Source organism: Superficieibacter sp. (assembly GCF_032071645.1).
Classification (GTDB): Bacteria; Pseudomonadota; Gammaproteobacteria; order Enterobacterales; family Enterobacteriaceae; genus Superficieibacter.
Map to the genome: position 1 here is coordinate 216335 of NZ_DAMAPU010000001.1, position 20258 is coordinate 236592.

General features: G+C 53.6%; 21 protein-coding genes. 14 read left to right on the forward strand and 7 right to left on the reverse strand.

Annotation, left to right across the window (positions count from 1 at the left end):
- Positions 1-8: 8 nt before the first annotated feature.
- A complete protein-coding gene (locus RT197_RS01185; protein WP_312946458.1) occupies positions 9-248 on the forward strand; it encodes a YecH family metal-binding protein in 240 nt (79 codons plus the stop codon).
- 31 nt (positions 249-279) lie between these two features.
- On the opposite strand, the gene ftnA is transcribed toward RT197_RS01185, so the two are convergent.
- From ftnA to RT197_RS01200, 3 genes are all read right to left on the reverse strand, one after another.
- Positions 280-777: a non-heme ferritin gene (gene ftnA / locus RT197_RS01190; RefSeq protein WP_312946460.1), complete on the reverse strand. Its 498-nt coding sequence runs from the start codon at positions 775-777 to the stop codon at positions 280-282.
- Between the two features lie 200 nt (positions 778-977).
- Entirely contained in the window at positions 978-1316 is a 339-nt protein-coding gene (yecR, locus tag RT197_RS01195) for a YecR family lipoprotein (RefSeq protein ID WP_312946461.1), read from the reverse strand.
- A gap of 96 nt (positions 1317-1412) precedes the next feature.
- Positions 1413-3599, reverse strand: coding sequence for an HD domain-containing phosphohydrolase (locus RT197_RS01200; protein WP_312946462.1), 2187 nt, complete (start codon positions 3597-3599; stop codon positions 1413-1415).
- 247 nt (positions 3600-3846) lie between these two features.
- Here RT197_RS01200 and RT197_RS01205 point away from each other — a divergent pair, with 247 nt between their 5' ends.
- On the forward strand, positions 3847-4485 hold the full coding sequence (locus tag RT197_RS01205) for an RpiB/LacA/LacB family sugar-phosphate isomerase (RefSeq protein ID WP_312946464.1): 639 nt from the start codon (positions 3847-3849) through the stop codon (positions 4483-4485).
- Positions 4486-4595: 110 nt separating this feature from the next.
- On the opposite strand, the gene RT197_RS01210 is transcribed toward RT197_RS01205, so the two are convergent.
- A complete protein-coding gene (locus RT197_RS01210; protein ID WP_312946466.1) occupies positions 4596-6020 on the reverse strand; it encodes an MFS transporter in 1425 nt (474 codons plus the stop codon).
- Between the two features lie 201 nt (positions 6021-6221).
- On the opposite strand from RT197_RS01210, the gene azuC reads away from it, so the two are divergent.
- Positions 6222-6305 carry a stress response protein AzuC gene (gene azuC / locus RT197_RS01215; RefSeq protein WP_103676150.1) on the forward strand — a complete coding sequence of 28 codons (84 nt, stop codon included), beginning with the start codon at positions 6222-6224 and terminating at the stop codon, positions 6303-6305.
- 88 nt (positions 6306-6393) lie between these two features.
- A complete protein-coding gene (locus tag RT197_RS01220) occupies positions 6394-6645 on the forward strand; it encodes a DUF2766 family protein (RefSeq protein WP_312946468.1) in 252 nt (83 codons plus the stop codon).
- Positions 6646-6684: 39 nt separating this feature from the next.
- Here RT197_RS01220 and RT197_RS01225 read toward each other — a convergent pair whose 3' ends face one another.
- Both RT197_RS01225 and RT197_RS01230 read right to left on the reverse strand, forming a co-directional pair.
- Positions 6685-8028: an anaerobic C4-dicarboxylate transporter gene (locus RT197_RS01225; protein WP_312946470.1), complete on the reverse strand. Its 1344-nt coding sequence runs from the start codon at positions 8026-8028 to the stop codon at positions 6685-6687.
- Positions 8029-8249: 221 nt separating this feature from the next.
- On the reverse strand, positions 8250-8753 hold the full coding sequence (locus tag RT197_RS01230) for a non-heme ferritin-like protein (protein ID WP_312946472.1): 504 nt from the start codon (positions 8751-8753) through the stop codon (positions 8250-8252).
- Positions 8754-9301: 548 nt separating this feature from the next.
- Between RT197_RS01230 and RT197_RS01235 the strand changes: the two genes are divergently transcribed.
- The 6 genes from RT197_RS01235 to otsA all read left to right on the forward strand — a co-directional run bounded on the left by RT197_RS01235 (position 9302) and on the right by otsA (position 16118).
- Positions 9302-9859: a DJ-1/PfpI family protein gene (locus RT197_RS01235; protein ID WP_312946473.1), complete on the forward strand. Its 558-nt coding sequence runs from the start codon at positions 9302-9304 to the stop codon at positions 9857-9859.
- A 318-nt stretch (positions 9860-10177) separates the two neighbouring features.
- The gene (locus tag RT197_RS01240; RefSeq protein WP_312946474.1) at positions 10178-11158 is read left to right on the forward strand and encodes an arabinose ABC transporter substrate-binding protein; all 981 of its coding nucleotides are present in this window, start codon (positions 10178-10180) and stop codon (positions 11156-11158) included.
- Positions 11159-11238: 80 nt separating this feature from the next.
- Positions 11239-12753 (forward strand): L-arabinose ABC transporter ATP-binding protein AraG, encoded by a 1515-nt coding sequence (gene araG, locus RT197_RS01245; protein WP_312946475.1) that lies wholly within the window; start codon positions 11239-11241, stop codon positions 12751-12753.
- 15 nt (positions 12754-12768) lie between these two features.
- A complete protein-coding gene (araH, locus tag RT197_RS01250; RefSeq protein WP_312946477.1) occupies positions 12769-13749 on the forward strand; it encodes an L-arabinose ABC transporter permease AraH in 981 nt (326 codons plus the stop codon).
- 163 nt (positions 13750-13912) lie between these two features.
- Positions 13913-14719, forward strand: a complete 807-nt coding sequence (gene otsB / locus RT197_RS01255; protein WP_312946479.1) for a trehalose-phosphatase — start codon at positions 13913-13915, stop codon at positions 14717-14719.
- Positions 14694-16118, forward strand: coding sequence for an alpha,alpha-trehalose-phosphate synthase (otsA, locus tag RT197_RS01260; protein WP_312946480.1), 1425 nt, complete (start codon positions 14694-14696; stop codon positions 16116-16118). The genes otsB and otsA overlap by 26 nt, the downstream gene beginning before the upstream one ends.
- Positions 16119-16175: 57 nt before the next feature.
- Here the strand turns inward: otsA and uspC are convergent, their stop codons facing one another.
- Positions 16176-16598 carry a universal stress protein UspC gene (gene uspC, locus RT197_RS01265; RefSeq protein ID WP_312946482.1) on the reverse strand — a complete coding sequence of 141 codons (423 nt, stop codon included), beginning with the start codon at positions 16596-16598 and terminating at the stop codon, positions 16176-16178.
- Between the two features lie 787 nt (positions 16599-17385).
- On the opposite strand from uspC, the gene flhD reads away from it, so the two are divergent.
- From flhD to motB, 4 genes are all read left to right on the forward strand, one after another.
- Positions 17386-17733 carry a flagellar transcriptional regulator FlhD gene (flhD, locus tag RT197_RS01270; protein ID WP_312946484.1) on the forward strand — a complete coding sequence of 116 codons (348 nt, stop codon included), beginning with the start codon at positions 17386-17388 and terminating at the stop codon, positions 17731-17733.
- Entirely contained in the window at positions 17730-18317 is a 588-nt protein-coding gene (gene flhC, locus RT197_RS01275) for a flagellar transcriptional regulator FlhC (protein WP_312947551.1), read from the forward strand. Before flhD ends, flhC begins: the two co-directional genes overlap by 4 nt.
- 121 nt (positions 18318-18438) lie before the next feature.
- Complete coding sequence (motA, locus tag RT197_RS01280; RefSeq protein ID WP_312946486.1) at positions 18439-19329, forward strand: flagellar motor stator protein MotA; 891 nt, start codon at positions 18439-18441, stop codon at positions 19327-19329.
- A complete protein-coding gene (gene motB, locus RT197_RS01285; protein ID WP_312946488.1) occupies positions 19326-20255 on the forward strand; it encodes a flagellar motor protein MotB in 930 nt (309 codons plus the stop codon). The genes motA and motB overlap by 4 nt, the downstream gene beginning before the upstream one ends.
- Positions 20256-20258: the final 3 nt, after the last annotated feature.

The following is a 20258-nucleotide window of genomic DNA, read 5'->3' on the forward strand; positions in this document are numbered from 1 at the left end:
GAGGCGTTATGACATCCATTCACGGCCATGAAGTATTAACCATGATGATTAATTCCGGCGAGCGCTACAGCGCGGCGAGTCTGGAAGCGGCAATTATTATGCGTTTTGGCGAAGAGGCGCGGTTTCATACCTGTTCAGCACAGAATATGAGCGCAGGGGAACTGGTTTTATTTTTACAGCAGAAAGGCAAATTTATTGCACAAGAGGAAGGGTTCACCACTCACCAAAGTAAAATTTGCCAGCATTAATTTGGGCCAGCGCGAAGGCTGGCCACCGACATTAATTTTGTGCGTCGAGCGTGGAGAGTTCTTTATCAATGAAATAAAGACCTTCACCGCTTTTGCCCGCCAGGGAAAGTTTATCAAGCACCGATTTAAACAGCTTTTCTTCTTCATGCTGTTCAGCCACATACCATTGCAGGAAATTAAAGGTCGGATAATCCTGGCCGATCATTGCCGCATGGGCCAGTTCATTAATCTTCCGACTAATCAGTTGCTCATGCTCGTAGGTGGCATGGAACAGGTGATCCAGCGATTCATACTCTGCAAACGGCGAGGCGACGGCGAGGATCTGCGGCAGGCTGCCGGTGTCAGTCAGATAATCAAACAGACGCTGCATATGGCCCATTTCTTCCTGCGCATGACGGCGCAGAAAAGCGGCGGCACCCTCAAAACTGTTAAAACTGCACCAGGCGCTCATCTGCTGATAAAGCAGAGAGGAATACAGCTCCAGATTCATTTGATCGTTTAATTTTTCAATCATGTCAGCTTTAAGCATTACAGGCTCCGCAATATCGCTAAGGTTTATTCTGCCGGCACTATAAATTGTTATTTAAATATTTGCAAAAGGTTAAATTAAAAAGTTAATTATTAAAAATGCGACCAGGAATTAGACGCATTTAGATTATGTAAATTAAAAATGAGAATGCTTATGGTTCAGATAAAAACGTCGCCAGCGAAATAGCCTGGCGACACAAATTACCAGTAGCTGACGCTGGCGTTCTGGCTGACCGCCACGCCCCGGCACTGATATTGCAGCGTCACTTTTTCATTAAGACACAGCGAGCCGCTGGAAACCGTACAGGTGGTAATCGGCTGACCGTAGGCGACGGCGGTGGCGTAGCCGGACTGCTGGCACTGTTTGGTTGCCGTCCCCTGAGCGATGTAGGCATCGGTACTGGCAGACTGCAACATCGCCTGGCCGTAGGTCAGACGGACAATACCGCTGGTAGTATCAACTTCGCTGACGTTTGCCTGTCGGTTAACCGAGCAGCCTGCAAGCGCCAGCAGGGAAAGGATCATGACCGCTTTATTCATTACGCTGTTCTGTTGTAGTGGGGATCAGCCGATCCTACCGTTTGCGCCGGGCGGCAATCCGCGGAATAGCCTACCGATCTGCCTCCAGTTATCACATTAATCCGCCTGGGCATCGAAAATTGCCTGAAATTTCAGGTGCTGCTGGCGGAACAGCGCCACCAGTTGCGGATCGAAATGCTGTCCCGCGCCCTGAAAAATCATCTCGCAGGCGCGTTCATGGGAGTAGCCGGGTTTATAGACCCGCTTCTGGCGCAGCGCATCGTACACATCCGCCAGCGCGAGGATCCGCGCTTCAATCGGGATTTGTTCTCCGCGCAGCCCTTCCGGGTAGCCGCTGCCGTCCCATTTTTCATGGTGAAAGTGAATGATGTTTTCCGCCACCGGTCCCAGACCCAGCCCCTGAATAATGCGCCAGCCCTTCAGGGTATGCAGTTTCATCTCGTTAAACTCTTCCGGGGAGAGCGGTCCCTGCTTGCGCAAAATACGTTCCGGGACGGCGATTTTGCCGACGTCGTGCAGGGAGGCGAAATGCTCAATCTCGTGAACCATCCGGCGGGGCAGTTTTAACTCGCGGGCCATGAAACCGCAGTATTGCGCCACCCGGTGAATGTGGCTGCCCGTTTCGTCATCGTGTGCGCGGTTGACCTTCTCCATCGCCTCAACAATGCTGCGGTTAACCGCCCGGTTTTGCTTCATTTGCCGCCACATTATCGCCAGCAGGCACAGGCTGAACAGGGCGGTGATCAGCAGAACCAGACTAATCATGCGGAAGGTATTTTTGGTCAGCTCCGGGATCGCTTTTGGCTCGACGTGGCGTTCTATTTGCGTGCGATAGCTGGAGATACGGTGGATCTGCGCCAGCAAATGCTGCAACGGATGCGCAGGATCGACCCACGGACCTATTTCGTAATCAACCCGGGTCATGCCCGCCACTTTCAGCACGCCGCGAAACAGTTCATTGCCGCGCAGGGAAAGCTCCAGCGAACTGAGATCGCCAAGAATATAATCGATGCGGTGATTTTCAATGGCGTCCAGCAATTCTTCAATGGACGAACCGCTGACCACGAAAATCTCATTGCCGAAGCGCTGGCGTAAATAGAGCCCGGCGAACGAACCGCGTAGCACCCCGACGCGCTGATGGCGGATCTGTTCTTCATCCCACAGGAACGGCTGATCGATGCGATTGTAATACACATTATGCCAGGCCACCGTCGGCCCGATCATGCCGTCGGATTGCGAATAATCACTGGTATTGATGACGTTAACCAGTCGTATCGGCCATTTCTGCTCGCGCATCTGCGCCACGTAATTATCCACGTACTGAACATCCACCTCGACGTGCAGCAGGTCGCGGATATCGTTAATCATATCCACCACAGAACCGTGGTAGCCCTGCTTGTCCTTCCAGACAAGCGGCGCAAAGTTTTCATTTTTAGGTAGCCAGACGGTGAGCTTATTGTTGCTCAGCCACTGTTTTTCTCCGGCGCTCAGCGCGATGCGGCTGAGTAAGAAATTGCGCCGGGTCTCATCCTCCAGCTTTTGCAGTTTCCCGCTGCGCTGCCAGTCATTGATAAACTGATTGATATTGGCTCGCAGCCCGTGCAACTCCGGGCTAAACGCCATGACTATTGCGATATGCAGATCGGGGAACGGACGTGAGAGGGTGTAATAACGCAGCGTATCTTCCATTTCCCCGGCGTCGTTGATGTAAAAATCCGCTTTGTTTTCCCGCAGCAGGTTAAACGCCTCTTCGCTGGTGGCCACAAACTGAATGTCGCGGAAGCGTAAATCGGGGTAGCGCAGGTGGATTTGATCCCAGGTGGCGTCGTTGCGGCGGAAGATCACCCGCGTCTGGTTGAGTTCTTCCGCCGCGGAAAGCGTGCGCGTCAGGCTGGCGGCAAGCACTTCGTTGGTAAAAATGCGCGCGGAGAGGATTTTTTTCCGCGCGCGCTCTTCAGTGCGGATCACGTCGGCATAAATGCCGTAGCGATCCTGCGTAAAACGCTGGCTGATTTCATTCCCGCTGATCGGACGTATTTGCAGATGATAGCCGTACTTTTCATTAATGGCGCGGATCAACTCCGGGTAAAAGCCCTGATAGTGCCCCTGCGGATCGCGCCAGAAGCTGTAGCTTTGCGCATCGTAAATCCACACCGGGACGGACTGCGGCGGCGGGGCAGGCTCGGCTGGCGCAGCAAACAGAGAAAATGACCACAACAGCGTGAGGAGCGACCAGCCACACAAAAACAAGATTGTCCGGGAACACAGGCTGCGCTGATCCACTTGAGAAATTCCTGTTGTTATCGTTTTGTTTAATTTCAGTCTAACCAACCCGTCACGCGGCGAATAGAAATTTCTTTTTAATATGTCAGGAAAATGATTCGCCGCGCAAAACGACAAAAATGTGAGCCGCGCTGTTATTTTTAAAACCATTTTTCACTAAATTTGAAAGTGTGTTTGTGAAGTAGTAAGGTTTAGCCATGTTTACTTCACCGTGGAACACGCCACGAAGCCAGCAGGAGAGTAAAGAATGAAAATTGCACTGATGATGGAAAACAGCCAGGCCGCAAAAAATGCCATCATCCTCAAAGAATTAAACGCCGTCGCAGGGGAAAAAGATTTCCCGGTCTATAACGTCGGCATGAGCGATGAAAACGATCATCATCTCACGTATATCCACCTGGGAATTATGGCCAGCATTTTGCTGAACTCAAAAGCGGTCGATTTCGTGGTAACGGGCTGCGGGACCGGGCAGGGCGCGCTGATGTCGCTCAACATCCATCCGGGGGTGATCTGCGGTTATTGTATCGATCCGGCCGACGCTTTCCTGTTCGCCCAGATCAACAACGGTAACGCGCTGGCGCTGCCTTTCGCCAAAGGCTTCGGCTGGGGCGCGGAACTGAACGTGCGCTTTATCTTTGAAAAAGCCTTTACCGGGCGTACCGGCGAAGGCTATCCGCCAGAGCGTAAAGAGCCGCAGGTACGTAACGCGGGCATTCTGAACCAGGTGAAAGCCGCCGTGGTGAAAGAGAATTATCTTGACACCCTGCGCGCCATTGACCCGGAACTGGTGAAAACCGCCGTTTCCGGCGAGCGCTTCCAGAAGTGCTTCTTTGAAAACAGCCAGAATAAAGAGATTGAAGCGTTTGTGCGCGAAATTCTCGGCTGATTAATTTTGACGGAAGGGTAGTGCCAGCGTGATAGCAGCGCGGTTAGTACATAACCTCAACCGAGGCACTGACCACACCCTCTCCCTATGGAAGAGGGTGAGCCGGCGCGCTAGCTACCCTTTTTTTGTGATACCGAACTGCCCGCCTCTCGGGTCAGCCGGAAAGTATCAAACATCCCCACCAGACAAATCAGCGCGATAAACACAAACGCCAGCCGAAAACTGACGCCGGGAATGGCGGATAACGCCAGCCAGTCGCTGACTTTTTCCCCGATGCGAATGCCAATCGCGCCCAGAGTGATCCCCAGACCAATCGCCAGCTGTGTAGCGGTGCTGAACAGCGTATTTGCATAGCTCATCTGGCTCGATGGCACATCGGCAAAGGCCAGCGTGCTGATCCCCGTAAACTGCACCGAGCGAAATACGCCGCCCAGATAAAGGATCAGCAGCGTCACCCACACCGGCGTTTGCGGCGTCAGCAGGGCGCAGGCCAGCAGCGCCAGCACGTTCAGCGCCCCGTTAATTAACAGCAGGCGACGAAAGCCCAGCCAGCGGATCAGCGGCGTGGTGGCCGGTTTGATCGTCAGGTTGCCGACAAAAACCGCCAGCACCAGCGAACCGGCGTGAAAGGGGTCCATGCCAAAGCCCACCTGAAACAGCAGCGGCAGCAGAAAAGGCACGGAGCTGATAGACGAACGAAACAGCGAACCGCCGTACATCGTCACGCGAAAGGTGGGAACTGCCAGCGCATCAAGGCGGATCATCGGCCAGCGCGCACGGCGAAAATGGCGCAGGGCGTAGAACAGGGTCAGCCCGCCGACCACCAGCAGCGCCAGCGTCAGTCCGCTCTGCACCCTTTCGCCGCCCAGCGCTTCCATGGCACAAACCAGACTGACCATCGCAACGGCGGTGGCGAGAAAACCCGTCAGGTCAAAGGGCCGTCGCTCCGGCTCGCGAATATCCGGGATAATGCGCAGCGAAAGCAGGATTGCAATCAGCCCAATCGGCAGGTTAATAAAGAAGATCCAGCGCCAGTCGGCGTAGCTGGTGATGAAGCCCCCCAGCGGCGGGCCGATGATCGGCGCAACCAGCGCGGGCCAGGTGAGGGTGGCGATGGCGGAGATCAGCTTATGCTTCGGCGTGGTGCGCAATACCGCCAGCCGCCCGACCGGCACCATCAGCGCGCCGCCCATGCCCTGGAAAATACGCATCGCTACAAAGGTCTCGACGCTGGTCGCCAGCCCACAAAGCACCGAGGCGAGGGTGAAAATGGCGAGGGCGAGAGTAAACACCCGGCGCGCGCCGAAGCGGTCGGCAATCCAGCCGCTGGCAGGGATCAGCACGGCGAGGGTGATCAAATAGGCGCTGATACCGATGTTAAGATCCACCGCCTCCACGCCAAAGGTTTTTCCCATATCCGGCAGAGCGGTGGCGATCACCGTCCCGTCGAGAAACTCCATAAAGAACGCGCCTGCAACCAGCAATGCGGCGGGTGACAGCCCGCGCGCCTCCTTCTTCGAAATGCTTTCACTCATTTACGCTTGCCATAGTAAAGAAAAAAATATCCGCAGCCTGCCCGGGATAAGCTGCGGATTTCGCATAACTTTTGTTTAATGTTTTACCAATACGTGTAAAATTTATGTGATTTTTATCACGTTGTGGTTGATTTTTGTGACGCAGGTCATATTATAGAGCTGTAGACAGTAACACCTGCATAACAAATCTGGAGCACAACGATGAAATTCCGCAAAATCCTGAAAAGCATGTTTGAAAACTACTGCAAAACCTTCAAAGACGTACCGCCTGGCGCTATGTTCTGATAAAAAAACCTGCTGCGGCAGGTTTTTTTATGCCTGCCATTTGGCAATGCATGAGGTACTATTACGCCCCTTTAATCAGGAGCGCAACATGTCCAATACTCTCAGTGCCGACCAGGAACTGGTCTCCGATATCGTCGCCTGCCAGCTGGTGATCAAACAACTTCTTGATGTGATTGATATTATCGCGCCTGCCGAAGTGCGCGATAAAATGTCAGCGCAGCTTCGCGCGATTGACTTTACCTCTCACCCGGCGGCGGCTGACCCGGTCACCCTGCGCGGCATTCAGAAAGCGATTGCGCTGATTGAAATGAAGTTTACGCCGCAGGAAGAAACGCATTAAGCCCGTCCCGGCAAGCGCCGGGCCGGATGGTGAAGGACATCAAAAGAAGGTTTGAACCAGCAGATAGCTGGCGGCGCAGGCGCAGCTCACGCCGATTAATCCCGGCAGAATAAAGCTGTGGTTAATAATGAATTTGCCAATGCGGGTGGTGCCGGAGCGGTCAAAACCGATACAGGCCAGATCGCTCGGGTAGGTTGGCAGCACGAAATAACCATATGAAGCCGGGAAAAACGCCACCAGCATTTTCGGCTCCACGCCCAGCATCAACCCCATCGGCGCGACGGCGGTCAGCGCGGCCGCCTGGCTGTTCACCAGTTTGGAAACCAGAAACAGCACGATGGCATAGGTCCACGGATGGGTTTTCACCACCCCTTCCAGCGCCATTTTCAGTTCGGTAAGGTGCGCCTGAAAGAAGGTGTCGCTCATCCACGCTACGCCGAAGACAGAGAAAATCGCCACCATCCCGGCCTTGAATACCGCGCCGTTGGAAATCGTCGTGGCACTGACCTTGCACACCATCAGGATGATCGCCCCGGCAATCAGCATCATCATCTGAATCGTCAGGTTCATCGACAGCGGCGTCAGTTTCCCTTTTAACTCAAAAGAGGGACGCAGTTCAGGGATCGCCCCCAGCAGTACCACTACCAGAATCCCGGCGAAGAAAATCCACGTTGACCAGTAGGCGTACTTCGGAAAACGCTGATCCATCAGGGTTTCACTGCTACCGTAAATAAACTCACGCTGTTTGGGATCTTTCAGCTTCTGCTGGAACTCTTCATCATCGGCTAAATCCTTGCCGCGACGCAGGCTCCACAGGGCGGCAATCGCCACGCCGAACAGCGACGCCGGTACTGAGACAGCGAGAATTTCCAGAATCCCCCACGCCTGACCCACGCCGTGATTCGCGCCGATAATCGACACCAGCGAAACCACCGCGACCGACACCGGCGAGGCGGTGATCGCCATTTGTGAGGCAATCGACGCCACCGCCATCGGACGCTCAGGACGGATGCCTTTTTTCAGCGCGATATCGGCGATAATTGGAAACATGGTGTAAACCACGTGCCCGGTGCCGCACAGAAAGGTGAGGGACCAGGTGGTGAACGGGGCCAGCAGGGTAATGTGCTGCGGATGTTTACGCAGCAGGCGCTCGGCAAACTGCATCATCACGTTAAGCCCGCCAGCCGTTTGCAGCGTGGCGGCACAGCCGATCACTGCGAGGATGGTCAGCATCACGTCTACCGGCGGTTTGCCCGGCTCCAGCCCGAAAATAAACGTCAGAATGAACAGCCCGATGCCGCTGATTAACCCCAGCCCCATGCCGCCAAACCGCGTACCCACTAACAGACAGAGAATAATGACCACAAACTCAAGGGTTATCATAAAGCACCTTTTGCAAAAACATAAGATTACTGAATCATTGCATTTTGTAAGGCTACTCAATGAGAGGTAGATCTAATTTATAAAATGTTAATAAAAACATCGTCTTATATACATTCTGTTAACATTTTATTGATGGGGCAGCGGCGCAGTAAGAGAGAAAAGTGGACGACAAGGTAGATGCCTTCCCGGCTGAACTCACCGGGAAGGCGAAAGGAGAGGAATTAATGCTTACGGAAATTAACGACGTTTAATAAATGACGATCGGTTTGCTCCATGCCCAGCCCTGACTGATCGGCGCTGCGCACCTCTTCAAGAATGGTTTGCAGCAGCAGACCGTGCTCCTCGCGGTCCGATTTCATCTGGGTCAGAAAGGCCAGCGTCGTTTCATCCTGCAACTCGCGCGCTTCCTCCGTGAGCTTCGTCAGCGTTTCCGTGCGTCGGTGATAATCCTGCATCGTCTGGGAAAAGAGATCTTCAAGCGTGGCACACGGCTCCTCAATGGGTAAGGCCCTCTCTACCACCGGATTACCTCCGGCATTTTTCATAAAATCAAACATCCGCATCATCTGGGTAATATTGATTTGCGCCTGGGAACGCAGAAAAATCGCGGTGCCGTTAAGTCTGCGTCTGGCGCACCATTCGCTTAAGCGCAGATAACGATTCGAGGCGTTGAATTCCAGGTTCATTTGGGCATTGAGTTTTTGAACCATTCCTGAAGTAGTCATACCAATATATCCTTATTACCTTGGGAGACGATTTCTGCAAAAGCGCATAATTCATGAAAACGATAAAACGTGCGTTATTCATGTGTCGCCGATACTGAATACAGAATAGTTAAACTGTGCTGTAGCTGTATGTGATCGGGCGTTACTTTTCCGTAAATTCCTGCGCAGGATAAAACCCTTCCGGCTTTAAGAAAAGCCTTAAACCTTCGCTTTTACAACTGGTTACAAGTTATGTAGCAGTATGATTCATCACAAAAAAATGTCATTCGTAAAACTTTAATACGATGATATATATAGAGAAAACAATATTTCATTCAAGTTGAAATGAGGTTTCATAAAGCGTAGGATGGCAGGCGGAAATGCGATCTGCTGCTATTAATGGCGCTGATAACGGGCAACGCGGTTGCTATTTTTTACCGCCATAAAATTCATTAAAAATTGAGCCAGATCATATTTACTCATTTGCCATCATCGTCTTCAGCGCGCCTGCGCGGGTACGTCTGATGAGCGCTTAAAAACATTCACCGATGAACGTAAGGACGTGACTGATGAAGAAAGTTGCCGTACTGCTGGCCCCCGGTTTTGAAGAATCAGAAGCAATTGTCACTATCGATATTTTGCGTCGCCTCAACATTGAGGTCGACACCCTGGCCTGTGCCGAATCACGGGCGGTGGTCAGCTACCATGATATCCCGATGGTGGCGGACGCGACCCTGACTGAACGTGCTGATGACCTTTACGACGCCATCGTGTTGCCGGGGGGACCGCAGGGCAGTGTGAACCTCGCGGCCAGCCAGGAGGTGGTGCGTTTTATCACCGCCCACGATAACGCCGGGAAATTTATTTGTCCGATTTGCTCTGCCGCCGCGCGCGTGCTGGGCGGCAATGGTTTGCTGAAAGGCCGTCGCTACGTCTGCTCAGGCGATCTCTGGCAGACGGTGCGGGATGGTGAATATGTTGATGCCGCCGTGGTGGAAGATGGCAACCTGATCAGCGGCAAAGGGCTGGGACTGGTTTTTGACTTCGCTCTGACCGTGGCAGCCCGCCTGCTGGACGATGAAAAACCGGTGCGCGATCACGCCGATCATATTGATTATCGCTGGTAAGCCGACGTGTCCCGGATGCCGCGTGCGTCCGGGACAAGGATAAGCAGGCTGGCGATATAGACAATCCTGCTACACCCCGCGCAAATTGTCCGACAATACCGCTCCACTTTATGTCATTTCTTGCTGAATATATGTACGCAATGACTGTAATTCTGCGATGTGATGGCGCTCTCTTATGGAGAATGTATTTCCCGCTAATAATGATTTCAGCAAAGGCATTATTCGCCTCATGAATGCTAATGCGTTGTTTTATGTCCGATTAAAACTATTACGTCCGATCGTTCCCTACATAAAAGAATGTAAACGCTGGAGTTTAACATGCACAAATTCACTAAAGCGCTCGCGGCCATCGGTCTCGCTGCGGTTATGTCACAATCGGCTATTGCAGAAACCATGAAGCTGGGCTTTCTGGTGAAACAGCCGGAAGAACCCTGGTTTCAGACCGAGTGGAAATTTGCGGATAAAGCAGGCAAAGATTTGGGATTCGAAGTGGTGAAAATTGCCGTGCCGGACGGTGAGAAAACCCTTAATGCCATCGATAGCCTCGCAGCCAGCGGTGTAAAAGGTTTTGTGATTTGTACTCCCGACCCGAAACTCGGCTCCGCTATCGTCGCCAAAGCACGCGGCTATGACATGAAAGTTATCGCGGTGGATGACCAGTTCGTTAACGCCAAAGGCAAGCCGATGGAAAGCGTGCCGCTGGTGATGATGGCCGCCAGCGAAATTGGCGCGCGTCAGGGGCAGGAACTGTATAAAGAGATGCAAAAACGCGGCTGGGACGTAAAAGAAACTGCGGTGATGGCGATTACCGCAAACGAACTGGATACCGCCCGCCGTCGTACCACCGGCTCTATGGATGCATTAAAAGCCGCTGGCTTCCCGGAAAAACAGATCTACCAGGTGCCCACCAAATCCAACGATATCCCCGGCGCATTTGATGCGGGCAACTCGCTGCTGGTACAGCATCCAGAAGTGAAACACTGGCTGGTGGTCGGCATGAACGACAACACCGTACTTGGCGGCGTGCGCGCGACCGAAGGTCAGGGCTTCAAAGCGGCGGACGTGATCGGCATCGGCATTAACGGGGTTGACGCGGTAAGCGAACTGTCGAAAAACCAGCAAACTGGCTTCTTCGGCTCCCTGCTGCCCAGCCCGGATATCCACGGCTACAAAACCAGCGAATTACTCTATAACTGGGTTGAGAAGGGCGTGGAGCCGCCGAAATTTACCGCTGTTACCGACGTGGTGCTGATCACCCGCGATAACTTCAAAGAAGAACTGGCGAAAAAAGGGCTTTAACCGATTTCAGTCAACCATGATGGCGCCCCTCGTCTGACCGCGAGGGGCGTTCAGGTTCTACTCTTAATGGCGGAGTCGTTATGCAGCAGTCTACCCCTTATCTCTCCTTTCGCGGCATCAGCAAAACCTTCCCTGGCGTGAAGGCGCTCTCCGACATCAGCTTTGACTGCCATGCCGGACAAATTCACGCGTTAATGGGCGAAAACGGTGCCGGAAAATCGACCCTGCTAAAAATTCTTAGCGGGAACTATGCCCCGACCAGCGGAACGCTGGCGCTACAGGGCAACGAGATAGCCTTTGCGGATACCACCGCCGCGCTGAATGCGGGTGTGGCGATTATCTATCAGGAACTGCACCTGATCCCGGAAATGACCGTGGCGGAAAATATTTACCTCGGGCAGCTTCCGCATAAAGGCGGGATCGTAAACCGCTCGTTACTGAATTATGAAGCGCGTCTGCAACTGGAACATCTGGGGCTGGATATCGATCCGCAGACGCCGCTGAAGTACCTCTCCATCGGCCAGTGGCAAATGGTCGAAATCGCCAAGGCACTGGCGCGTAATGCCAAAGTCATTGCCTTTGACGAGCCGACCAGTTCACTTTCCGCGCGTGAAATCGACAATCTGTTTCGGGTGATCCGCGAACTGCGTCAGGAAGGGCGGGTCATTATTTACGTCTCCCACCGTATGGAAGAAATTTTTGCCTTAAGCGACGCCATCACCGTCTTTAAAGACGGGCGCTACGTTTGCACTTTTACCGATATGCAGAAGGTCAATCATGAAGCGCTGGTCCAGGCGATGGTCGGGCGCGATCTGGGTGATATCTACGGCTGGCAGCCGCGCGAATATGGCGCGGAGCGTCTGCGGCTGGATCGGGTAAAAGCACCGGGGGTACGCACGCCCATCAGTCTGACGGTGCGCAGCGGCGAAATCGTCGGCCTGTTTGGGCTGGTGGGTGCCGGGCGCAGCGAGTTAATGAAAGGCTTATTCGGCGGCACGCGGATCGGCGAAGGGCAGGTATATATCGACGGCGAGCCGGTTAACATCCAGAAGCCATCGCAGGCCATTCGCGCCGGGATGATGCTCTGCCCGGAAGACCGCAAGGCGGAAGGGATTATCCCGGTCCATTCCGTTCGCGACAACATCAACATCAGCGCGCGCCGCAAGCATATCCACGCGGGCTGCGTCATTAATAACCGCTGGGAAGCGCGCAACGCCGACCATCATATTCAGTCGCTGAATATCAAAACGCCGGGCGCGGAGCAGTTGATCATGAATCTCTCCGGCGGCAACCAACAGAAAGCCATTCTGGGGCGCTGGCTCTCCGAAGAGATGAAAGTCATTTTGCTCGACGAGCCGACGCGCGGCATCGACGTCGGGGCGAAGCATGAAATTTACAACGTGATTTATGCCCTCGCGGCCTCCGGGGTCGCCGTTCTCTTCGCCTCCAGCGATCTGCCTGAAGTGCTGGGCGTGGCCGATCGCATCGTGGTGATGCGCGAAGGGGAGATTGCCGGTGAGCTTTTGCATCACGACGCTAAAGAACAGCAGGCGCTTAGCCTTGCCATGCCTAAAGTCAGCCAGGCGGTTGCCTGATTAAAGGAGTTGAATATGTCATCTGTGACCACAACGGGTGCTTCTAAGTCGTCAATGAGCATCGGGCGCATCTGGGATCAGTACGGAATGCTGGTCGTCTTCGCGGTGGTATTTATTGCCTGCGCGATCTTCGTGCCCAACTTTGCTTCCTTTATTAACATGAAGGGGCTGGGACTGGCGATCTCTATGTCCGGGATGGTGGCGTGCGGGATGCTGTTTTGCCTGGCATCCGGCGATTTCGACCTCTCGGTCGCCTCGGTCATCGCCTGCGCGGGGGTCACCACCGCGGTCGTCATTAACCTGAGCGAAAGCCTGTGGCTTGGCGTTTTCGCCGGATTAATGCTGGGGGTGATCTGCGGACTGATCAACGGTTTCGTGATTGCTAAGCTGAAAATCAACGCCCTGATCACGACGCTTGCCACCATGCAGATCGTGCGCGGACTGGCCTATATCATCTCCGACGGTAAAGCGGTCGGCATTGAAGACGAGCGCTTTTTTACCCTTGGCTACGCTAACTGGCTGGGTCTGCCCGCGCCGATCTGGCTGACCGTTGGCTGCCTGATTATCTTCGGATTACTCCTGAATAAAACCACTTTCGGGCGCAATACTCTGGCGATTGGCGGCAACGAAGAAGCGGCGCGTCTGGCAGGCGTGCCGGTAGTGCGTACCAAAATTATCATTTTTGTTTTGTCCGGTCTGGTGTCGGCGGCGGCGGGGATCATTCTGGCCTCCCGCATGACCAGCGGACAGCCGATGACCTCGATTGGCTACGAGCTGATCGTTATCTCAGCCTGCGTGCTGGGCGGCGTGTCGCTGAAAGGGGGCATCGGTAAGATCTCCTACGTGGTCGCCGGGATCTTAATTTTGGGTACGGTAGAAAACGCCATGAACCTGCTGAATATTTCGCCATTCTCGCAATATGTGGTGCGCGGATTGATTCTGCTGGCAGCGGTGATCTTCGACCGTTACAAACAAAAAGCGAAGCGGACGGTGTGATAAAACGCACTAACTTTTAAGCTTATCCCGGTTTAACGCCAGCGGCTAACCCCGCTGGCGTTTTCATTTGAAAATGGCGAGGCTGGTCACACTGTCTATACTTACATGGCTAACGTTTGAGTAAAAACCCGCTTTGGGTTGTAAATGTAAGGAGGAAATCAGGGTGGCTGACCAGTTATCTGTACCGCCTGTGCTTAAGGGAAACTACGCTTTCTTCTTCGACCTCGACGGCACCCTCGCTGAAATCAAACCGCACCCGGATCAGGTGTCGTTGTCTGTTGACGCGCGTAATGCCTTGCACCTGCTGGCGCAAAAAAACGAGGGCGCGGTAGCGCTGGTTTCCGGGCGCTCGATGGCTGAACTCGATGCGCTCGCCAGTCCGCTGCACTTTCCGCTGGCCGGGGTGCATGGGGCAGAAAGACGTGATTTCTCTGGAAAAACGCACATTGTCGCGCTGTCTGCTGATATCGTCAGCGCGCTGAACGATCAGTTAACCACCGCCCTTGAGTCGCTGCCGGGCTGTGAGCTGGAAGCCAAAGGGATGGCTTTCGCGCTGCACTATCGCCAGGCACCGCAATATGAAGAGCGCATTATGGCGCTGGCGCAGGGGCTGGTAGGGTTTTACCCGGAGCTGGCATTACAGCCCGGTAAATGCGTAGTGGAAATAAAACCGCAGGGCATCAGTAAAGGTGAGGCGATTGCCGCCTTTATGCAGGAAGCGCCTTTTCGCGGTAAGACGCCAGTCTTTGTCGGTGACGACCTGACTGACGAAGCCGGATTCGGGGTGGTCAACCAGCTCGACGGCGTTTCCATTAAAGTAGGACCGGGGGCAACGCAGGCGCAGTGGCGTCTGGCGGGCGTTCCCGATGTGCATCAGTGGCTACAAACTATTGCTGAAAACCAACAATTACAAGAAAAAGCGCTAACAGACAGGAGAGATGGCCATGAGTCGCTTAGTCGTAGTATCTAATCGTATTGCCCCGCCCGATGATAAAAAAGCCAGCGCGGGTGGCCTGGCGGTCGGGGTTCTTGGCGCATTAAAAGCCGCAGGTGGCCTGTGGTTTGGTTGGAGTGGGGACGTCGGCAATGAGGACCAGCCGCTAAAAAAGGTCAGTAAAGGTAACATTACCTGGGCGTCATTTAATCTTAGCGAACAGGATTATGAGCATTACTACAGCCAGTTCTCCAACGCCGTGCTGTGGCCCGCCTTTCACTACCGTCTTGATTTAGTCGATTTTCAGCGTGATTCCTGGGAAGGGTATTTGCGCGTTAACGCGCTGCTGGCGGATAAACTGCTGCCGCTGCTGGAAGACGACGATATCCTGTGGATCCATGATTACCATCTGTTGCCGTTTGCCAGCGAACTGCGTAAACGTGGCGTGAACAATCAGATTGGCTTCTTCCTGCATATTCCTTTCCCGACCCCGGAAATCTTTAACGCGCTGCCGCCGAATGCGGAGCTGCTTGAGCAGCTATGCGATTACGATTTGCTGGGCTTCCAGACCGAAAACGACCGTCTGGCGTTCCTCGACTGCATCTCGGTGCAAACGCGCCTGACCACCCGCGAAGGGAAATCCCATACCGCCTGGGGCAAGCATTTCCGCACTGCCGTGTATCCTATCGGCATTGAGCCGGAAGAGATCACCCGTCAGGCTATCGGCCCGCTGCCGCCGAAACTGGCGCAGTTGAAGAACGAATTAAAGAATGTGAAAAACATCTTTTCCGTTGAGCGTCTGGATTACTCCAAAGGCTTGCCGGAACGCTTTATGGCCTACGAAACGCTGCTGGAAAAATTCCCGGAGCACCACGGCAAGATCCGCTATACCCAGATCGCACCGACCTCGCGTGGCGAAGTGCAGGCGTATCAGGATATCCGTCACCAGCTGGAGAACCTGGCGGGGCGCATTAACGGGAAATACGGTCAGCTTGGCTGGACGCCGCTGTACTACCTCAACCAGCATTTTGACCGCAAGCTGCTGATGAAAGTCTTCCGCTATTCCGATGTGGGGCTGGTCACGCCGCTGCGTGACGGGATGAACCTGGTGGCAAAAGAGTACGTTGCCGCGCAGGACCCGGAAAATCCGGGCGTACTGATCCTTTCGCAGTTTGCCGGGGCCGCTAACGAGCTGACCTCTGCGCTGATTGTTAACCCTTATGACCGCGATGACGTGGCGGCAGCAATGAACCGTGCGCTGACCATGCCGCTCGCCGAGCGAATTTCACGCCATGCTGAAATGCTGGAAGTGATCCGCAATAACGATATTAATCACTGGCAGGAGAGGTTTATTCACGACCTAAAGCAGATCGCGCCACGCAGTGAAGAAAGCCAGCTGCAAAACAACGTGGCGACGTTTCCGAAACTTGCCTGATTAAACCCCGTTCCGCTGAATGCCCGACAGCCCGCGCTGCCGGGCATTTTTTATGTTTTATTCCAGCGCCACCAGCAACACATCGACCTGAGTATTGCCAATGATATTTTTTGCCGAGCACGTCGCGCGGGAGAAAAAGCTGTGGTTATGATTGCCACAAATCACCAGGTCCACCTGCTGAGCCTGGCAAAACGCCTTGATATGTTCGCGCAGTTCGCCGGAGGCGATAAGCGTCTGCGCGATGGGATACTCCGCTTGCCGGGCGATTTCACGCAGAAACTGCTGGGTCTCTTCCTGCACCACTTCACGCAGATTCTCCAGCATTGGCGCCGCAAAATGGTTGTACATTTCAGGATCGGTGGCGAGGGTAATCAGGCTGATGCGGGCATTAAGCGGGCGGGCAATTGACACGGCTTTGGCGACAAGCCGGTGGCTTTCCGGCGTCGCCGCCACCGCGACCAGGATATGTTGGTAGAGCATCGGACCTCCTTTCAGACGCATTAAACGCGGGATATTCCTCTTTGCATACTCCATTCCGCCAGCCGCTGCAAGAGGGCAAATCACGGTTTCTCGATTACCTTCAAATTATTCATAAATTATTCTTATAAGCGGCATAACGGCGACTCTGAACGTTAAAATAATCGCTAATATTATCAAAATATTAAAAATGCTATAGGTAAATGTTAAATATATGATATAAAAATTAACATTAGAGTTTTGATTACCTGCGGCGACTATTTCTGTTACATTAAAGTTTAACGCTATGTAATTTAACAATTTTTTATTTAAAGATTTCTACAATAGAAACGGCACCGCCTCTGAAATCCCGTTTCAGATCGCAGGAATAATTATAAGCACGCGACGGATTAATTATTGCATGACTATTCGCCCGCTAAGAATATAAAAGCGGGGAAATGGATAAAATTTCATCAACAAATTGATGGTAATGATGGATTTATTATTAATATTTACGTACATTATGTGACGTAGATCACATAGTTTTCAAAATGACCACCGCGCCTCGTTGTATGTGGTCAGGCCGACGAGTACAGTTGCGTCCAATTAGGAAAAATCTTAGTTATTTGTAAGAAATCTTTAACATGTTTCTGGTGACATAGTCTCCCGATAAGAGACTGCTCCAGAGCTGTAGCATCCAAGTACAACTATGCATTTTGACCTTTTCTTTTTTTACCGGGGTTTTCCCGGCGACATCACGGGGTGCGGCGAGGCCGCATAAGACAATAGCGGGTTATTCTGGATGGGAAAAATGCATACATCCGAGTTGCTGAAACATATTTATGACATCAACCTGTCGTATCTCCTCCTTGCACAGCGTTTGATTAGCCAGGACAAGCCTTCAGCGATGTTTCGTCTTGGTATCAATGAAGAGATGGCAACAACGCTGGTAGAGCTGACGCTGCCGCAAATGGTGAAACTGGCTGAAACTAATCAGCTGATCTGCGAGTTCCGTTTTGATAGCCATGAGACTATCACCCGGCTGACGCAGGATTCACGTGTAGACGACTTACAACAAATTCATACCGGAATTCTTCTGTCCACCCGTTTGCTTTCCGAAGCGGGCCAGGCTGACGCCGCGCGTAAAAAAAGGGCCTGATGATGAGCGAAAAAAGCATTGTTCAGGAAGCCCGTGATATTCAGCTGGCAATGGAGCTGATCACTCTGGGCGCTCGCTTACAGATGCTGGAAAGCGAGACACAGCTGAGCCGTGGTCGTCTTATCAGACTGTATAAAGAATTGCGTGGCAGCCCGCCGCCAAAAGGGATGCTGCCGTTTTCCACCGACTGGTTTATGACCTGGGAGCAGAACATTCATTCGTCGATGTTCTGCAACGCCTGGCAGTATTTGCTGAAAACCGGGTTATGCAGCGGTGTCGATGCGGTGATCAAAGCGTATCGCCTGTATCTTGAACAATGTCCGCAGCAGGGGGAGGACGGGCCGCTGCTGGCGCTCACCCGCGCGTGGACGCTGGTGCGTTTTGTGGAGAGCGGTATGCTTCAGCTCTCGCATTGCAGCTGCTGCGACGGCAATTTTATTACCCATGCGCATCAGCCGGTGGGCAGTTTTGTATGCAGCTTATGCCAGCCGCCATCCCGCGCCGTAAAAAGACGTAAACTTTCCCGCGATGTTGCCGATATTACTCCACAACTGCTGGATGAACAGATCGAACAGGCTGTTTAACCGATACGGTGTGGTCAACACTCCAGCAGCGGTAAGCAATTACCGCTGCTTTTTTTTGCCTCCCTGACGCGTTAATCATCGATTTGTGCATCCCGCTCTGGTCAACAGAAAGGATGATGTCGTGCTTATCTTATTGGGTTACCTGGTCGTTCTCGGTACAGTTTTCGGCGGTTATATGATGACCGGCGGGCACCTTGGAGCACTCTATCAACCGGCTGAACTTATCATTATCGGTGGGGCAGGCGTGGGTGCGTTTATCGTTGGCAACAACGGTAAGTCAATCAAGGGGACGCTGAAGGCGATCCCGCTTCTCTTTCGCCGCTCAAAATACACCAAAAGTATGTATATGGATTTGCTGGCGCTGCTCTATCGCCTGATGGCGAAGTCGCGTCAGCAGGGGATGTTCTCGCTGGAGCGGGACATTGAAAATCCGAAAGAGAGCGAAATCTTCGCCAGCTATCCGCGCATTCTCGCCGACGGCATTATGCTCGATTTTATCATCGACTATTTGCGTCTGATTATCAGCGGCAACATGAACACCTTCGAAATCGAAGCGCTGATGGATGAAGAGATCGAAACCCACGAAAGCGAGGCCGAAGTGCCCGCCAACGCCCTGGCGTCGGTCGGCGATTCGCTGCCCGCGTTTGGTATTGTGGCGGCAGTGATGGGCGTGGTTCACGCGCTGGCATCGGCCGATCGCCCGGCGGCGGAATTGGGCGCGCTGATCGCCCACGCGATGGTCGGCACCTTCCTCGGCATCCTGCTGGCCTACGGGTTTATCTCACCGCTGGCAAGCGTCCTGCGGCAGAAAAGCGCGGAGACCACCAAAATGATGCAGTGCGTCAAAATCACGCTGCTCTCTAACCTTAACGGCTACGCGCCGCCGATTGCCGTGGAATTCGGGCGTAAAACCCTCTACTCCAGCGAGCGCCCCTCCTTTGTCGAGCTGGAAGAGCACGTTCGCGCGATGAGAAACCCGTCGGCCCAACAGACCACGACTGAGGACGCATGAAGAATCAGTCGCATCCTATCGTCGTTGTTAAGCGACGCAAGCATAAAGGCCACGGCGGAGGCGCGCACGGATCGTGGAAGATCGCCTATGCCGACTTTATGACCGCGATGATGGCCTTTTTTCTGGTGATGTGGCTGATCTCCATCTCCAGCCCGAAAGAGCTGATCCAGATCGCTGAATACTTCCGTACTCCGCTGGCGACGGCGGTGACCGGCGGGCCGCGCGTCTCCAACAGCGACAGCCCCATTCCCGGCGGCGGCGATGACTATACCCAGCAGCAGGGCGAAGTTCATAAGCAGCCGAACGTCGAACAGCTACGTGAGCGGATGGAAGTCAACCGCCTGAAAAAAATTCGCGGCGAGCTGGACCAGTTAATTGAAGCCGACCCGAAACTGAAAGCCCTGCGCCCGCATCTGAAAATCGATCTGGTGCCGGAAGGGCTGCGTATTCAAATCATCGACAGCCAGAACCGGCCAATGTTTAAAACCGGCAGCGCGGAAGTTGAGCCGTATATGCGTGACATTCTGCGGGCGATTGCGCCGGTGCTGAATGAAATCCCTAACAAAATCAGTCTCTCCGGCCATACCGATGATTTTCAGTATGCCAACGGGGACAAAGGCTACAGCAACTGGGAGCTTTCCGCCGACCGCGCAAACGCCTCGCGCCGCGAACTGGTGGCGGGCAGTCTGGACAGCGGCAAAGTGCTGCGCGTGGTCGGGATGGCCGCCACCATGCGCCTCGCTGACCGGGGGGGCGACGACGCCATCAACCGTCGCATTAGCCTGGTAGTGCTTAACAAACGAACGGAGCAGGCCATTCTCAACGAAAACGCCGAGAGCCAGAACGTTCCGTTTAGTGAATTACAGCCTTCCGCGCCGCAGGCGCAGGAGGCCGGTCCCACATCGCCACAAGCCGATCCGAGGTGATAG

What these genes read in the sequence shown, in the direction of transcription:
- RT197_RS01185 (WP_312946458.1), top strand. Translation starts at nt 9, where the DNA reads ATGACATCCATTCACGGCCATGAAGTATTAACCATGATGATTAATTCC.
- ftnA (WP_312946460.1), bottom strand. Translation starts at nt 777, where the DNA reads ATGCTTAAAGCTGACATGATTGAAAAATTAAACGATCAAATGAATCTG.
- yecR (WP_312946461.1), bottom strand. Translation starts at nt 1,316, where the DNA reads ATGAATAAAGCGGTCATGATCCTTTCCCTGCTGGCGCTTGCAGGCTGC.
- RT197_RS01205 (WP_312946464.1), top strand. Translation starts at nt 3,847, where the DNA reads ATGAAAATTGCACTGATGATGGAAAACAGCCAGGCCGCAAAAAATGCC.
- RT197_RS01210 (WP_312946466.1), bottom strand. Translation starts at nt 6,020, where the DNA reads ATGAGTGAAAGCATTTCGAAGAAGGAGGCGCGCGGGCTGTCACCCGCC.
- azuC (WP_103676150.1), top strand. Translation starts at nt 6,222, where the DNA reads ATGAAATTCCGCAAAATCCTGAAAAGCATGTTTGAAAACTACTGCAAA.
- RT197_RS01220 (WP_312946468.1), top strand. Translation starts at nt 6,394, where the DNA reads ATGTCCAATACTCTCAGTGCCGACCAGGAACTGGTCTCCGATATCGTC.
- RT197_RS01225 (WP_312946470.1), bottom strand. Translation starts at nt 8,028, where the DNA reads ATGATAACCCTTGAGTTTGTGGTCATTATTCTCTGTCTGTTAGTGGGT.
- RT197_RS01230 (WP_312946472.1), bottom strand. Translation starts at nt 8,753, where the DNA reads ATGACTACTTCAGGAATGGTTCAAAAACTCAATGCCCAAATGAACCTG.
- RT197_RS01235 (WP_312946473.1), top strand. Translation starts at nt 9,302, where the DNA reads ATGAAGAAAGTTGCCGTACTGCTGGCCCCCGGTTTTGAAGAATCAGAA.
- RT197_RS01240 (WP_312946474.1), top strand. Translation starts at nt 10,178, where the DNA reads ATGCACAAATTCACTAAAGCGCTCGCGGCCATCGGTCTCGCTGCGGTT.
- araG (WP_312946475.1), top strand. Translation starts at nt 11,239, where the DNA reads ATGCAGCAGTCTACCCCTTATCTCTCCTTTCGCGGCATCAGCAAAACC.
- araH (WP_312946477.1), top strand. Translation starts at nt 12,769, where the DNA reads ATGTCATCTGTGACCACAACGGGTGCTTCTAAGTCGTCAATGAGCATC.
- otsA (WP_312946480.1), top strand. Translation starts at nt 14,694, where the DNA reads ATGAGTCGCTTAGTCGTAGTATCTAATCGTATTGCCCCGCCCGATGAT.
- uspC (WP_312946482.1), bottom strand. Translation starts at nt 16,598, where the DNA reads ATGCTCTACCAACATATCCTGGTCGCGGTGGCGGCGACGCCGGAAAGC.
- flhD (WP_312946484.1), top strand. Translation starts at nt 17,386, where the DNA reads ATGCATACATCCGAGTTGCTGAAACATATTTATGACATCAACCTGTCG.
- motB (WP_312946488.1), top strand. Translation starts at nt 19,326, where the DNA reads ATGAAGAATCAGTCGCATCCTATCGTCGTTGTTAAGCGACGCAAGCAT.